This is a genomic window from Trichlorobacter thiogenes (assembly GCF_900167465.1).
Taxonomy (GTDB): domain Bacteria; phylum Desulfobacterota; class Desulfuromonadia; order Geobacterales; family Pseudopelobacteraceae; genus Trichlorobacter; species Trichlorobacter thiogenes.
This window is the reverse complement of the sequence record NZ_FUWR01000013.1, coordinates 7501-22608: the sequence shown is the minus strand read 5'-3', so window position 1 is coordinate 22608 and position 15108 is coordinate 7501. Positions and strand designations below refer to the sequence as shown.

Genomic DNA, 15108 nt, shown 5'->3' with positions numbered 1-15108 from the left:
TCGTAGTGAGGTGCTGTAGTGAAGATGATTCTTGCTTTGTGTATGGTGTTCAGCTTTGGGGCTGTTGCGTGTCTGCAGGCTGAACCGGTGCGGCTGACCATGGCCGATGCCGTTAAAATGGCTGTAGAGAAGAATCTTGATCTGAAAGTAGAACTGTATAACCCTGCCCAGCAGGAAGCTGAATACCAGAAAAGCCGTGGCATCTACAATCCAACCCTTAATCTGCAGGCAAACTACAACGAAACAACCTCCTACTCCACCACCCAGGCGGCAGGAAAATACTGGAATCAAAATACCCAGTTTAATGCCGGTGTCAGCCAGTTGTTGCCCACGGGTGCCACTGCAACTCTGGGGTTTAATAACAGCTATCTCTCCTCTGATGTAACCTCGACCTCAAGCGGATTGTCATCATACTGGCAGTCAAACCTGGGAGTGACCTTTAGTCAGCCTCTGTTGAAGAACTTTGGCCGCGAACCCACCGAACTGACCATTGATACTGCCCGTCTGACCAAAGATGCTTCTCTTGAAAAGCTGAGCGCCAAACTGATCAGTGTGGTGGCCCAGGTGCGGACTGAGTACTATAAACTCTACAGTCTACGGGAAGAGCTGGAGGTCAGGAAAGTGTCACTTGATCTTGCCCGTCGAGTTCTGAGTGAGACGCAGGCCAGGGTCAAGGCAGGTGTTATGCCTGCCATGGAGACACTGAATGCTGAATTCGGGGTGTCCAGCCGTGAAAAAGAGCTGATTGATGCGGAACGGGCGCTGCAGGACCAGGTTGATCTGCTGGTTCAACTGCTACAACTGCCTCAAGGCGAGAGGATTGCTGTCGTTGAGGTGCCCTCAAAGGTACGTTACGAGGTCTCGGAACAGAGCGAGATCAAGCGCGCATTGGCCAACCGTCCAGAGTTAAAGGAGCTGAAGCGTAACCTGGAACTGCTTGAACTGCAAACCAGGGTCTCCGGTAACAGAACCCGTCCTGATCTTGTTTTTTCTGCGTCTGCTGCAACTGTTGGTCTTGGTGATACCTATCCACGGGATATGGATCGTCTCTCATCAGGCAATTATCCTGCCTGGGGGATGGGATTAACCTTTAGCTATCCGCTGGGAAACCGGGCTGCTGAAAATGAATATCGTAAAAATCGTTTGAAGCTTGATCAGTCGGCCCTGCAGATCAGGAACCAGGAGGAGTTGATAGCCAATGATGTTCGTTCGGCTGTTCGGGCTATTGAGGCGAACTATAAGCAGCTTGAGGTGGCAGACAGGGGCAGAGCCTTTGCCGAAGAACGGCTACGGGCTTTTGCGCGTAAGGCAGAAGTGGGACTTGCCACCACCAAGGATGTTCTTGATGTGGAAAATGATCTTGCCACTGCCAAGAATAACCAGATTAAGGCACAAGTTGCCTATGCCAACGCCATTACCCAGCTCTGGAAGGCAACCGGCGAAATTCTTGCCAAAGAGCAGGTGCGGCTGGTTACCCTTGATCCTGATGCCCTTTACAAGAGCGTGAACTGATGCTGAGAATCGGACGGATTGACTACGCAAATTGCACCCCGCTCTTTATGCAGTTAGAAAAAACACTGCCCGGCGAGACAACCACCATTGTGCATGGAGTGCCGGCAACGCTGAATGCCAAGCTGGCTAACGGTGAGATTGATATTTGTATTTCTTCTTCAATTGAATTCTCGCGCCATGCAGATGAATATGCCATTCTGCCGGGGCATTGTATCGGCTCTGTAGGTCCGGTTAAAAGTGTGCTTTTTTTTACCACCCGTCCGGCGGAGGAGCTGGCTGGCCAACGGTTGCTGGTGACCAGTGAATCGGCAACATCGGTTGTGTTGCTTCATATTTTACTGGCTAAGCGCTGGGGGCTGTCCGATTGTTCTTTGCAGACAACGTCCCTGCCATGGCAGGAAGCATTACAGCAGTCTTCAGGACTGCTGTTGATCGGTGATCGTGCTTTGCAGGCGGCATCAGGCAGTGCCGGTGTCTACTGTTACGACCTTGGACAGGAGTGGATGGAGCTGACTGGTCTGCCTTTTGTCTATGCACTCTGGCTGATTAACCGGACTTCAGCTGCAGGAAAAGAAGGCGCATTAACTCAGTTCAGTAGGCTGCTGGAACAGGCCCGCGAGAGGATTATACCTGATGCCGGGCTGCTGGCTGCCCAGGCGCCGGAGGCTGCCTGGGTTGGTGTCCAGCCATTGGCGGATTACTGGCGTAATGCAATCACCTATCAACTGGATGAGGCCCACTTGGCTGGACTTGAATGCTTTTATCAACTGGCAGCTGAGTTGGGCTTGATAACCTCAAGACCGCAGCTGAAGTTCTTTCCGTCATGACCCCCGAATCTCTTCAAACAAACAGTTCACCGCCTGATGCCGCCTGGTTTGATTCGCTGTCTCAGTTGATCCAGCCGGATGCCCGGAATCGCTCTATCGGAGAACGGCTGGTTGAACAGTGTGTCCGTGTTTCATTGATGGTTAAGCTGCGTTGGGCCATGTTGGCTGCGTTATTCTGCTATGTGCTGCTGGCTGAACTTTTGTTTGCCCCGGATATTGATCTGCCGATCTTCCATCTTGAACAATGGAGCTTCTCGTTAAAGGCTGCCGCAATCTTTTTTGTAATTGCCTTTCCACTAACCTCGCTCCCCTGCAGTGTCTGGAAAAATTGTCGTTTAGTGATCTATCTGCAGGTGCTGGTCGATCTGCTGTTTGTCACGGCTGCAATTCACTGGAGCGGTGGTGTGGTCAGCTGGCTCTGGCCAGCCTATCTGCTGATCTCATTGGAGTCGGCCTTTCTGTTTGAAAAAAAACGGGAGGTCTGGGGAATCGGCATGATCGGGGCCGCCCTTTACGGGGTGCTTCTCGTGGCTGAACAACTTGATTTTATTGCAACGGTCAGGATGCCGTTTATGGAGGAAGAAAGCCCCAGTATCCTGTTTGAACTGCTGATGTGGCTCTGGGTTGCCGGAGTTAATGCTGCGGTTTCTTTCTTTGGGGCCTTCCTGATGGATAAGATCCGGTCTGATCACCAGAAGGTTAAACAGAGTGAGGAGGCGCTGACCGGCTTTATCACTACTGCCCATGACCTGATTTTCTGCTGCCGTCAGGATGGAACCCTGTTGTACCTGAATCAGATCGGTCAGGATATGATCGGCCCACTGGAGGCGCTATCTGGTGGTGCCAGTCTTTTTAATCTGACCGATGAGGAAGGCAGGGGGGTGTTGATTCGCCAGTTTGGAAAGGTAATCAGGCAGGTGGATGTTGGCCACTTTGAGATGCGCCTGAACTCTCCGGTTGCTGGCAGGACATTGGATCTGGAGGTGAGCCTTTCAACCAGCTGTAATGAGACGCCTGACCAGATGATCTGGGGGGTCTGCCACGATATCACAGAGCGGAATCTGGCCCAGCGTGAGCTGATCAAGCTGGCGCACCATGATGTGCTGACCGGGCTTCCCAATCGTATCCTGCTGCATGATCGGCTGCAACAGGCCCGGGCCCTCGCTCACCGGATGCACTCCCGTTTTGCATTGCTGTTCCTTGATATGGACCGTTTCAAGATCATCAATGACACCTTGGGACATGCTGTGGGGGATGATCTGCTCAGGATGATTGCCCAACGTCTGAAAGGCTGTTTCCGTGAGACCGACACCGTTGCCCGGATCGGTGGCGATGAGTTTGTTGTGCTGATGTTGAATGTCGCAGATCGGGCTGATATTAGCTCATTATGTGATAATCTGCTGATTGAACTTGGTCAGCCGTTTGTAATTCGTAACCATGAACTGTTTGTGACCACTAGCGGCGGTGTCTGTACCTATCCTGATGATGAGGATGATGTTGAAACCATGATGCAGAAGGCGGATGTCGCCATGTATCATGCCAAGGCGTTGGGACGGAACAATATCCAGTTTTATAATGATAGTATGGATCAGAACGCCTCCCGTCGTTTCACCATTGCCAACTCCATGCGACGTGGCCTGGATCGCGGTGAGTTCCGGCTCTACTACCAGCCTAAGCTGGATGTCACCAGCGACTGTATCGTGGCTACGGAGGCTTTGGTGCGCTGGCAGCATCCCGAGCTGGGCCTGCTGGCGCCAACCGAATTTATTCAGCTGGCTGAAGAGAGCGGTCTGATTGTTGATCTGGGCGAATGGGTGTTGCGGGAGGCCTGCCGTCAAAATATGGCCTGGCATCAGGATGGTATGCAGGGCTTGCGGGTTGCGGTGAATCTCTCAGGTTACCAGTTGCAGCACAGCCGTCTGGTTGAAACGGTTCGTGCAATCCTTGAAGAAACAGGTCTGCCCGGTGAACTGCTTGAGTTTGAGATTACCGAGAGCGTGATTATGCAGAATCCCGATTATGCGGTGGAGGTACTGAACGAGATCTCCAGTCTGGGGATTCATATCTCAATTGATGATTTTGGTACCGGCTATTCATCGCTGTCCCACCTGAAACGTTTCAGCGTGAATACCTTGAAAATTGATAAATCATTTGTGCGGGATGTGGAGAGCAACTCCACTGATGCAGCGATCGCCTCGGCAATTATTGCCATGGGTAGTAGTCTCAATCTGAAGGTGATTGCTGAAGGGGTTGAAACAAAACAGCAGATGGATTTCTTGCGGGAAAACAACTGTGATCAGGTACAGGGGTTCCTGATCAGCCGGCCATTACCGGCAGATCAGGCTTTGAAGGTATTACGGCAGAAGTGCATTGGTGAACTGGTTCAAGGGCATGCTGCCTTGAAGGAGATATAATCGGCCAGTATCCGGGCATGATCAAAGCAAAGCGGGGCAGGGAGCTGCTCTGGGAGAAACAGGGCCAGTTCTGCCGCGTCATCAGCAGCCTGGGGAGTGCCGCTAGCCTGGGCAACATAGACCGTTGTAATGGTGTGCATCCGTTCATCTCTGGCCGGATCAGAATAGCAGCCTAACAGTTTCAGGTTGTGGATCGTCAGGTTGGTTTCTTCTTGCGCTTCTCTGATAGCAGCAGCCTCAAGAGATTCACCATAATCCACGAATCCGCCCGGCAGAGCCCAGCCATGGGGCGGGTTTTTGCGTTTGATCAGGACGATTTTGTTGTCCAGTTCAATGATGATATCCACCGTGGGAAGCGGGTTGCGGTACTGTTTGACCGCTGCACCGCAGGCAGGACAGGTAAGGCTGGTAAAGGACATGGTTGTCTCCTGAACAGGTACAAAAAAGGGAAGCACGGAGCTTCCCTTTTTTTGTACAATGTATGGATGAAGTTACTTCTTCTTGCCGCCAGATGCCTTCTTGGAAGCCTTGAGCGGGTTGACCTTGAGGTCTTCGATCTTGATCTCTACCTTGACGTGGGTAGCAAAGTTACAGATGCCATTAGCCCACTTCTTGGCAGGTGCCGGATAGGCGCCGCAGACCTGACCGATGCTGCCTTCAACAATTCGTTCACAACCTTCACAGTTCTCTACCACGGTCTGGCAGGAACCTTCAGGGAATACACATCCGCTTTTTGCCATGAAGGTACACTCGGTACCGGGAAGCACGGTTTGACACTGCATACTTCATCCTCCTCAAAGTGATTCAGTTCAACTGAATTTAAACTGTAGCAATTCTGAAAAGAAAAAGTCAATACCAAAAACTGATCTAACTGTCTATAAAAAATATATCAGACAGTAGTTTTTGCATGCCGTTTGACTTGACGCTGGCTCTGCTTCTATAGTAGCGTAACAAGATCAAAGCTGTCTTATTTTCTTTTGGGGGAGGGATCATGGCTCATATTGCATTCGGCACTTCCGGGTGGCGTGGAATTCTATGTGAAGATTTCACCTTTGAGAATGTCAAGATTGTAACCCAGGCCATTGCAGACTACCTGAAATCTACCGGTGAGGCGGATAAAGGGGTGATTATTGGCCGTGATACCCGTTTTATGGGCAAACGATTTACGGAAGAAGCCGCTTCAGTGCTGGCAGGGGCCGGGATCAAGGCGCTGCTCTGTAGCCGTGATGTCCCCACACCGGTGATTGCATTTGAAATTCTGCGGCGTGGCGCTGCCGGTGGGATTAACTTTACCGCCAGCCATAATCCGCCTGAATATAATGGCATCAAATTTTCTCCTTCCTGGGGTGGACCAGCCCTGCCAGAGACCACCAAGCAGATTGAAAAACGTGCCAATGAGATGATGGGGGATTTCTGCTACAGTGAGCTGTCCCTTGAAGAGGCTAAACGGCGTAACCTGCTTGAGATGATTGACCCCCATGGGGCCTATCTGGCTGCCCTGGAACAGAAGGTTGATTTTGATGCCTTGAAAACAATCGGTAAACTGGGGTTGAATCCCCTTTACGGCACAGCCAGAGGTTATCTGGATGCACCGCTTAAAAGTCTCGGCATCCCTTATACCATTATCAATGACCACCTTGACCCATATTTTGGCGGACAACCGCCAGAGCCGTCTGAGGCACACATTCCTGATTTTATCTCATTGGTGAAAAATGACCCCACTATCCGGCTCGGGTTGGCCACTGACGGTGATGCAGACCGTTTCGGTATCCTTGATGCCGATGGTACCTATATTGAGCCTAACTATATTATTGCCCTGCTGCTGGATTATCTGATTCGGGTCCGCAAGCTGACCGGTGGCGTGGCCCGTAGTGTCGCAACTTCCCATTTTGTTGATGCCGTAGCAAAAAAACATGGTGTGCCTGTTTATGAGACACCGGTTGGCTTTAAATATATCGGAGAGCTGATCACTCAAGACAAGATTGTGATCGGTGGTGAAGAAAGTGCCGGACTTACTATCAAGGGCCATGTGCCTGAGAAAGACGGCATCCTGGCCTGCTTCCTGGTGGCTGAGATGGTGGCCCGTGAGGGTAAGACGGTACGGGAATTGCTTGAGAGGATGTATGGCGAAGTCGGGCGCTTTATTACCCGTCGTGACAACCTGAAGCTTTCACCGGAACTGGAAGCTGCCTATCCCGGCAAGGTTGCTGCGGTGCCCAAGGAGATTGCGGGCTCAACCGTAACTGATGTTATTACCGTTGATGGGGTGAAACTGATCCTGTCAGACGGCTCCTGGATGCTGTTTCGTAAATCCGGTACTGAACCGGTGGTGCGGCTTTACGGCGAGGCATCTTCTGAGGCACGTCTGACTGAAGTAATGGCAGCTGGTAGAAGTTTTATCCTAGGCTGATTTTGAACAAAATTGATGCAGGACAAATCCTGCCTCACCTTGGTCTGCTATGATCAGGTCTGGTAATTGTTGTACGAACAAAATGAATATCAATTTAGCACTCTAATGGAGGATCTATGTGGGATTACACACCAATAGTTAAAGACCATTTCCTGAACCCCCGCAACGTGGGGGATATACCTGATGCCGATGCTGTGGGCGAAGTGGGCAGCCTGGCCTGCGGCGATGCCCTGAAGCTGTATCTGAAGCTGGATGACAATAAGGAAAAAATTGTTGATGCCAAGTTCCAGACCTTTGGCTGCGCCAGTGCCATTGCTTCTTCCTCTGCCCTGACTGAGATGGTCAAAGGCAAGACCCTGGACGAGGCCCTTGCAGTTAGCAATCAGGATATTGCTGAATTTCTGGGCGGCCTGCCGGAAGAAAAGATGCACTGTTCAGTGATGGGGCAGGAAGCGCTTGAAGTTGCCATCTTCAAATATCGCGGACTGGAAGTACCTGACCATGATGCAGAACATGACCATGGACATGCCTATCCTGACTATGAGGGAACCTTGGTCTGCAAATGCTTTGGTATCACCGACACCTTCCTGAAAAAAGTGATTGCTGATAACGGTCTGACCACCTCTGAGCAGGTCACCAACTTTACCAAGGCCGGTGGGGCCTGCGGTAGCTGTATTCCCAAGATCAAGGAGCTGATTGCCGAGGTCCTGGGGCAGGCCAAAGAGGCCGCTGCCAAGCCCAAGCTTTCAAACTTGAAGAAGATGCAACTGGTGCAGGAAGTGCTGGAGCGGGATATCCGCCCCATGCTGCGTGCTGACGGTGGCGATCTTGAGCTGATTGATATTGATGGCGACCATGTCCAGATCGCCTTCCGTAAGGCCTGTGCCGGTTGCGCCTCCTCCGGTAACACCGCAAAATTTGTGGAAATGAAATTACGTGAGCTGGTCTATGACGGCCTGCGTGTTCAGGAGGTATAGCCATGCAGGTAATCTATCTGGATAATAATGCCACCACCAAGGTGGATGAAGCGGTCTTTGAAGAGATGAAGCCGTACTTCTGCGAGCTGTATGGCAACCCCAGCTCCATGCATTACTTTGGTGGGCAGGTGCAGAGCAAGACCACCGAGGCCCGCAAGCGGGTGGCTGATCTGCTGGGAGCCTCGCCGGATGAGATCATCTTTACTGCCTGTGGCACTGAAAGCGACAACACCGCAATCCGCTCTGCCCTTGAGGTGCTGCCAGACCGTCGCCATATCATCACCAGCCGGGTTGAACATCCGGCAGTGCTGACCCAGTGCCGCAACCTGACTGCCAAAGGCTACCGGGTAACTGAGATCGGGGTAGATGGCGCAGGTCGGCTGGATATGGATGAGTACAAAAAGGCGATTGATGATGACACCGCCATTGTCTCTTTCATGTGGGCCAACAATGAGACCGGCGTGATCTTTCCCGTAGAAGAGGCCGCAGCCATTGCAAAGGCTAACGGTGCCCTGTTTCATACCGATGCAGTCCAGGCGGTGGGTAAGATTCCAATCAACATGGCTGCCTCAAAGATCGACATGCTTTCTCTGTCCGGTCATAAACTACACGCCCCTAAGGGGATCGGTGCCCTGTATGTTCGCAAAGGCACCCCGTTCCGTCCGCTGATGGTTGGTGGACATCAGGAAAAGAGCCGCCGGGCCGGTACTGAAAACGCAGCTGCTATTATTGCGCTGGGCAAGGCCTGCCAACTGGCTGGTCAGTTTATGGAGGCAGAGAACACCACAGTTAAGGCCAAGTGTAATCATCTTGAAAAAGAGCTGCTGGCAGCCATTCCACATGCCCGTATTAATGGTGGCGGTGCAGATCGTCTGCCCAATACCACCTCAATCGCCTTTGAGTTTGTAGAAGGAGAGGCGATCCTGTTGCTGCTGTCAGAACTGGGGATCTGCGCTTCGTCCGGCAGTGCCTGTACCTCCGGTTCTTTGGAACCGTCCCATGTATTACGGGCTATGGGGGTGCCGTTTACCTGCGCCCATGGCTCAATCCGGTTTTCTCTTTCTCGCTATACCACTGATGCAGAGATTGATGCAGTGATCAAGGAACTGCCAGCGATTATTGCCCGTCTGCGGCAGATGTCTCCCTTTGGGCGGGAGTTTCTGAAGTAGGCTGCCTGTTGCCAGCCTGCAGTTGGATTACGAAAAAGCGGAGCCTTGTGCCCCGCTTTTTCATTTCTGGCTGCTGCAATAACTGCCGAAGCTGGTATACTGTCTGCCAGTTAGTACGAGACCTGTACCGGAGAATTTAAATGAACCGCCTGCTTATTCTGCTGATATGCCTCTGTGTTGCACTACTCCGGATGCCGGTCCATGCAGGACAGCCTCCGATTACGCCAACCATCCGGATTCAGGCCGATCTGCATAGCGCCAAGATTATGGATGTCTCTGCCAGTGGTGATGGCGCTCTGCTGGCCACCGCCTCGGCTGATAAGACTGTTAAACTTTGGGAAACTGCCAGCGGCAGGCTGCTCAGGACTATCAGACCGCCAATTGCGGCAGGGGCCGAGGGAATGCTGCATGCCGTCGCCCTTAGCCCCGATGGCAGGCTGGTTGCTGCTGCCGGCTGGACCGGGGTAAGTTGGGACGGCAGTTACTCTGTTTATCTGTTTGATGCATCTAATGGCGAGATGCGTCAGCGGCTAACCGGCTTTCCCAAGCCGCTCAAGCGACTTGCGTTCTCGCCAGACGGAAAAAACCTGGCAGTCGGCCTGCACAGCTCTGGGGGAGTCTATCTGGTCAGGGTGTCAGACGGTAAGCGGCTGATGTTTGACGCATCTCTGAACGGCACCTGTTTCGGTCTGGTTTTTGACCAGAAGGGGGGATTGCTGGCCGGTAGTGACCAAGGACAGCTTCGGTACTACGCTCCTGACGGGGGGCGGGTGTATGCCGTACAGACTGAAGAACGAACTAAAATACTCTCCATGGCCCTTTCACCTGACAACAGGTATCTGGCCTTGGTTTATGGCGATGGTCATCAGGTTGAACTGCGCACTGCGGCAGACGGCAGGTTTGAGAGCGTACTGCAACGTCCCGGTGGACGTTTTTTCAGTGTGGCTTGGTCCCGTGACGGCAAGCAGCTTCTGGCTGCCGGAAACCTCAAGTCTGAAGATGGCCGCAAACTGCTGGTAACCTGGTCCAGTGAACAGCTCCTTCCTCAGGAACTGGTGCTGTTACCGAGCAAGAGCGGCATTACCCAGCTCCTTCCGTTGCAGAGTGGAGCGCTGGCTGTTGTCTCCCGCTTAACTGGTTTCGGGCTACTGGCACCTGAGGGCCGCACCACGGTTGTGTCTGCAGCAGAGGTAGGGCGGGGGAAGAAGCCGGGGTTACGTAATCTTGCCGTGCTGGAACGCCAGCCGGCGTATTTTCATCTTCTGGCAACGTCGGACTTTCAGAAGAACCATGATCTGTTCCGGATTTCGGCTGATGCGGCTTCAGTACTGTTTAGCTACGAACGTAATGGTCAGGCGCCAGCCAGGTTTGACCTGAAAAAGCGGCGCCTGGTGGCAGTAAATCCTTCGATGGAGAACTTGCTGCCCCACCGCTTTACCGCAGAAGGGCTTGACGTCCAGCATTGGCAGGGAGGGGCTCAGCCGTTGCTGAATCGCGCCCCTCTGTCCGGTTTTATCCCTTTGGAACGAAGCCAGAGTCTGGCAATCCGTCATGACGAAAAAGGGTTCGTCCTGGGTACCAGTCACTTCATCCGCGTCTATTCTGCCAAGGGGGCACTCCTCTGGAAGAACAGGACGCCGTTTACGGTCTGGGATGTTGCCTTGTCGGCCGATGACAGTACGTTAGTCGCGGCGCTGGATGATGGCAGTATCCGTTGGTTTCGCATGCTGGACGGTAAAGAACGTTTTGCCTTTTTTCCGCACCCCGACAGGAAACGCTGGATTCTCTGGACCCCGGACGGCTTTTTTGATCATGGCAGCGGTTCGGAGAACTTGATTGGTTTCCAGATGAACCGTGGTGCTGAACAGGCTGCGATCATGGTTGGTGCAGAGCGCATGTTTGATCTGCTATATCGGCCTGATCTGCTGGACAGGGCAATTGTCGGTGAAAACCTTAACACGTATCTGCAACGCTTGCAGATACGGGCCGACGGCCGGATGGCCCAGGCTGTGCCTGACAGTCACGTGGTGCCAGTCGTGGCCCTGAAAAAGCAGACAGATCAGGAGGCGCTGGCCAGGGAACAGCGGGACGCTAAGGAACGTAAACGCAGGCAGGAACAGGAACAGGCGGTTGCAGAGCAGAAGGGTCTGTTAGCTGCTGAAGCCGCACGTGCAGGCATACAACAGGGGGATGTCGGGCGTCTGCCACAACAACAGCTAGAGCCGGTTGATGAAATGGAGCAGGAAACTGCACTGCCTCTGACTGTGGTGGCCGAATCTGAGCAGGCCGAACCGAAGACGGCGTTGGCCAGTCTGGTCACGGCGGCAACAATGCCGCCCAAGGTAAGGTTTTTAACGCCCTCAGGCGCAACCGGTCTGCGTGACATGCGGTTGCAGGCAGAGCTGTGTGATGCCGGTGGCGGTCTTGGTGATGTAACCCTTTATCTCAACAAGATGCCGATCATCTTTGAACAGTCAAACCGGGGGCTGGTTGTGCTTGCGAAAGACAGGAAAGGTGACTGCATCAGTTTTGAGCGGGTCGTTACCCTGGCTGCCGGTGAGAATCAGATTGAGCTGATGGCGTTCAACCGGGCCAACAGCATTGAGTCTGAACGCAGCCGGATTGTCGTGCGCTATAATGCGCCGAAACCGGTTAAGCCGCGACTGCATCTGCTGACCATTGCGGTTAACAGCTATCAGGAAAGGGCGCTGGGACTTAAGTACTCAGTCAACGATGCGGATAACGTGGCAAAACTAGTTGCTGAAAAAGCTCAGAAACTCTTTGCGGGAGTTGACGTCTATCGCCTCTATGACGAACAGGTGACCAGGCCCGGCTTGGAACAGATCTTTGCAGGCATCAGCGCCAAGGTCGAACGGGGAGATGTATTTGTACTCTTTCTGGCTGGTCATGGCCTGACTGATGAGCTTGACGGCATGTACTATTTTCTTCCGGCAGATTTCCGTCTCAATAATGGAGCGTCTGTTGCTCGCCAAGGGATATCAATGCATGATTTCAAACAATATATCAGTTCGATCAAGGCCACGAGGAGTCTGTTCCTGATTGATACCTGCAGCAGCGGAGCGTTCAGCGAAGCAATGGCGGGACAGACCGCAGCTGAACACACCGCCCTGAGCAAGCTGGCTCGCAGTGTTGGCAGAGCGACTTTGGCTGCCAGCTCTCGTGATCAGGTTGCCCTGGAAGGACATCAGGGGCACGGAGTCTTCAGTTATATCCTGCTGCAGGGGCTACAGGGGGCTGCCGCCAATACGTCTGGGCGTATTACCATCACCAATCTGGCCCTGTTCGTGGAAGAAACCCTGCCGGAGTTAACCATGAAAAAGTGGGGTTATGAACAGATGCCGCAAAAGGCTCTGATCGGTTTAGATTTTCCAATTGGGATAAAGTGAGGCGTACATGATACATCATTTCTTGCTGGCAGGTGTACTCTTTGTCTGGTGTTTGCTGAATCCGGTTTCATCGTATGCCTTCTGGTCTTCTGAGCCTGCTTCGTTGAAAGAGCTGGCTGTTGGTGTGGCAACTGAGTTGAAAGAAAAGTCTGACGGAGCTAAAAAGCTGTATCTGGATAAGGCCAATGTCAAGGATAGTGTCAGTGGCGAGACGTCAAATCTCTCAGCCTTTCTTGTAAATGAGCTTGAAAGTGCCCTTTCGTCCGCTGGCTTCAGCTTTACTGATTTCATGGAACAGGCTGACCAAGTTGTGGGAGCTAGTTATCAGCGCGACGGTGACCGCTTGCGAATCTTCATAAAATACTGCCCGGCAAAAGATAGCAGTAACTGTAAGAGTCTTGCTGCGGCACTGGCAATGAACAAGCTTCCAAAAGAGAGTTTCAGCGAGTCAATGGACAGTAGACTGAAGCGGTTAGTGCAGAAGACTGGTGGTGGTAAGAGCGGACTGAAGGTGTTTATCAGCCCGGTGGTGGAGCGTAAGAACCGTTATTCAAGCGAGTTTTCTGAGTACGTAACCGCCAAGGCCAGAAGTTTTCTGGTCAATAGTCAACAGTTTGAGGTGCTTGAAGAACAGCCGGTGACCCGTTCGCTCTCCAATACCCGTGGCTTGGCAGCCAAGGCCAAAGAGGTGAAGAACCTTGATACCAGCGCCGCACTGTTCAGCGGTGCCGATGCCGTCCTGGAGGGCTACTATTTGGAAGGGGCTGGCAGGGTAACGGTTGCCATGACCCTGAAGAACTTGAAGGGTGGGGTGCTGGGAAGTGCTGATGAGACGATTGAACGGAGTATGATACCCTATAGCACCGTTAACCAGACAGCGGGCACCCTTGCAGCTGTGGCAGATGTGGCAGGTCAGGCAAACCAGCAGGTGGTCAAGTTGAACACCACCAAAGGAGATCGCTATCAGGTCTATCGGGCCGGTGAAAAGGTCCAGTTTTTGATGCAGGTCACCAGGCCGGTGTATGTCTATCTGTTTGGTATCAACGCCAAAAATGAAGTCAGCCAGCTCTATCCCGGCCCAGGACAGCAGCAGGTTCCGCTGCAGGCTGGTCTGATTCATACTGTTCCAGGTGATAGGGATAGCTGGGAGATTGTGGTTGAACCTCCCTTTGGCACAGACGTGGTGAAGCTGTTTGCTGCCGAGAAGCCTCTGCCGGTACCGGCTATTTCCGATAAAGTGTCAGCCAGGAGCTTTAGTGGTGGTACTCGCTCTCTGGTGCGTCGTGATGTTATCCAGCAGCAGTTGGCAGGGCAAAAGATCATCAATGGTTTTGATCTGGTGGATTATTTTAAAGGAGTGGCTGAGCAGCAGGGGCTGACACTGTATGAAGATAGTCTGTTTGTGCAGACCAGACCGAAGTAGGAGGGGATATGTCTGAGCAGTTTGATCTGATTGTGATCGGTGCGGGTCCTGGTGGGTATGTTGCTGCCATCCGGGCCAGTCAGTTGGGTATGAAGGTGGCGGTGGTTGAAAAGCGGGCCACCCTGGGTGGTGTCTGTCTGAACGAAGGGTGTATTCCCAGTAAGGCGTTGCTTGACTCCAGTGAACATTTTGCCCTGGCGCGGGATAAATTTGCCCTGCATGGGATTGAGATTGATCCGCCCCGTCTGAATCTTGCAGCCATGCAGGCCCGTAAGGATGATGTTGTTAAGAAGCTGACTGATGGCGTTGCCTATCTGTTTAAAAAAAACAAGATCATCTTGTTTACCGGGTCAGCCAGACTGAAAGGTCTGGATGCTGAAGGGATGCAGCAGGTGGCAGTGGAACAGATCTTTCAGTTGAGTTTCCCCAATGGTGATCAGCAGCCGGTTGAGGCACCGCAGTTACTGCGGGCGGCTAAAGTGCTGCTGGCAACCGGTAGTGAGCCGATTCCGCTGCCCAACATCCCCTTTGATGGCGAACTGGTTGTCTCTGCACGTGAAGCGCTTGCCTTTGATCAGGTGCCGGACCATCTGGTGGTGGCTGGTGGTGGCTATATCGGCCTGGAACTGGGATCTGTTTGGCGCCGTCTGGGGGCGAGGGTAACGGTCATGGAGGCCCTGCCGGGTATTGTGCCTTCCAGTGATCGTCAGGTGGCGGACTATCTGCAACGAACCCTGAAAAAACAGGGCATTGAGTTCCGCCTGAATACCAGAGTAACCGGACTGCGTCGTCTGGGTGCCAAGGCTATGATCCAGTTTAGCTCTGGCGATGAAAACAGTGAGATTGATTGTGATCGGCTGTTGGTGGCCATTGGTCGTAGGCCATTGGTTACAGGGCTGGGTGCAGAAGATGTCGGTATCTGTTTCGATCAAAATGGAAGAATGCAGGTGGATGAAAATTATCAGACCA

11 protein-coding genes (1 of these 11 only partly in view) are annotated in these 15108 nt (G+C 52.8%); 9 read left to right on the top strand and 2 right to left on the bottom strand.

What is annotated here, in order from left to right; all coding sequences use genetic code 11:
• The first annotated feature begins 24 nt into the window (after nt 1–24).
• From B5D39_RS11420 to B5D39_RS11410, 3 genes are read left to right on the top strand one after another with little or no spacing between them, the layout of a single operon-like run.
• Nucleotides 25–1512, top strand: coding sequence for a TolC family protein (locus B5D39_RS11420; protein WP_078790672.1), 1488 nt, complete (start codon nt 25–27; stop codon nt 1510–1512).
• Nucleotides 1512–2339 (top strand): menaquinone biosynthesis protein, encoded by an 828-nt coding sequence (locus B5D39_RS11415; RefSeq protein WP_078790600.1) that lies wholly within the window; start codon nt 1512–1514, stop codon nt 2337–2339. Before B5D39_RS11420 ends, B5D39_RS11415 begins: the two co-directional genes overlap by 1 nt.
• Entirely contained in the window at nt 2336–4753 is a 2418-nt protein-coding gene (locus tag B5D39_RS11410) for a putative bifunctional diguanylate cyclase/phosphodiesterase (protein WP_078790599.1), read from the top strand. Before B5D39_RS11415 ends, B5D39_RS11410 begins: the two co-directional genes overlap by 4 nt.
• Here B5D39_RS11410 and B5D39_RS11405 read toward each other — a convergent pair.
• Both B5D39_RS11405 and B5D39_RS11400 read right to left on the bottom strand, forming a co-directional pair.
• On the bottom strand, nt 4723–5172 hold the full coding sequence (locus B5D39_RS11405; protein ID WP_078790598.1) for an NUDIX domain-containing protein: 450 nt from the start codon (nt 5170–5172) through the stop codon (nt 4723–4725). The two genes, B5D39_RS11410 and B5D39_RS11405, sit on opposite strands and share 31 nt — an antisense overlap.
• A gap of 72 nt (nt 5173–5244) precedes the next feature.
• Nucleotides 5245–5535 (bottom strand): PxxKW family cysteine-rich protein, encoded by a 291-nt coding sequence (locus tag B5D39_RS11400; protein WP_078790597.1) that lies wholly within the window; start codon nt 5533–5535, stop codon nt 5245–5247.
• A 209-nt stretch (nt 5536–5744) separates the two neighbouring features.
• Between B5D39_RS11400 and B5D39_RS11395 the strand changes: the two genes are divergently transcribed.
• From B5D39_RS11395 to lpdA, 6 genes are all read left to right on the top strand, one after another.
• Nucleotides 5745–7163, top strand: coding sequence for a phosphoglucomutase/phosphomannomutase family protein (locus tag B5D39_RS11395; protein WP_078790596.1), 1419 nt, complete (start codon nt 5745–5747; stop codon nt 7161–7163).
• Between the two features lie 116 nt (nt 7164–7279).
• Entirely contained in the window at nt 7280–8140 is an 861-nt protein-coding gene (gene nifU / locus B5D39_RS11390) for a Fe-S cluster assembly protein NifU (RefSeq protein ID WP_078790595.1), read from the top strand.
• A gap of 2 nt (nt 8141–8142) precedes the next feature.
• Nucleotides 8143–9309 (top strand): cysteine desulfurase NifS, encoded by a 1167-nt coding sequence (gene nifS, locus B5D39_RS11385; RefSeq protein WP_078790594.1) that lies wholly within the window; start codon nt 8143–8145, stop codon nt 9307–9309.
• 140 nt (nt 9310–9449) lie between these two features.
• Nucleotides 9450–12716, top strand: a complete 3267-nt coding sequence (locus B5D39_RS11380) for a caspase family protein (protein ID WP_078790593.1) — start codon at nt 9450–9452, stop codon at nt 12714–12716.
• Between the two features lie 7 nt (nt 12717–12723).
• Complete coding sequence (locus B5D39_RS11375) at nt 12724–14139, top strand: DUF4384 domain-containing protein (protein WP_078790592.1); 1416 nt, start codon at nt 12724–12726, stop codon at nt 14137–14139.
• A gap of 8 nt (nt 14140–14147) precedes the next feature.
• Nucleotides 14148–15108: the 5' portion of a dihydrolipoyl dehydrogenase gene (lpdA, locus tag B5D39_RS11370; protein WP_078790591.1), read on the top strand. The gene runs 491 nt beyond the window's last position; only the first 961 of its 1452 coding nucleotides appear in the window; it begins with the start codon at nt 14148–14150; the stop codon falls past the right edge of the window.

Excerpts from the sequence above, each read along its gene's own strand:
- B5D39_RS11420 (WP_078790672.1), top strand. The coding sequence starts at position 25 with ATGATTCTTGCTTTGTGTATGGTGTTCAGCTTTGGGGCTGTTGCGTGT.
- B5D39_RS11415 (WP_078790600.1), top strand. The coding sequence starts at position 1,512 with ATGCTGAGAATCGGACGGATTGACTACGCAAATTGCACCCCGCTCTTT.
- B5D39_RS11410 (WP_078790599.1), top strand. The coding sequence starts at position 2,336 with ATGACCCCCGAATCTCTTCAAACAAACAGTTCACCGCCTGATGCCGCC.
- B5D39_RS11405 (WP_078790598.1), bottom strand. The coding sequence starts at position 5,172 with ATGTCCTTTACCAGCCTTACCTGTCCTGCCTGCGGTGCAGCGGTCAAA.
- B5D39_RS11400 (WP_078790597.1), bottom strand. The coding sequence starts at position 5,535 with ATGCAGTGTCAAACCGTGCTTCCCGGTACCGAGTGTACCTTCATGGCA.
- B5D39_RS11395 (WP_078790596.1), top strand. The coding sequence starts at position 5,745 with ATGGCTCATATTGCATTCGGCACTTCCGGGTGGCGTGGAATTCTATGT.
- nifU (WP_078790595.1), top strand. The coding sequence starts at position 7,280 with ATGTGGGATTACACACCAATAGTTAAAGACCATTTCCTGAACCCCCGC.
- nifS (WP_078790594.1), top strand. The coding sequence starts at position 8,143 with ATGCAGGTAATCTATCTGGATAATAATGCCACCACCAAGGTGGATGAA.
- B5D39_RS11380 (WP_078790593.1), top strand. The coding sequence starts at position 9,450 with ATGAACCGCCTGCTTATTCTGCTGATATGCCTCTGTGTTGCACTACTC.
- B5D39_RS11375 (WP_078790592.1), top strand. The coding sequence starts at position 12,724 with ATGATACATCATTTCTTGCTGGCAGGTGTACTCTTTGTCTGGTGTTTG.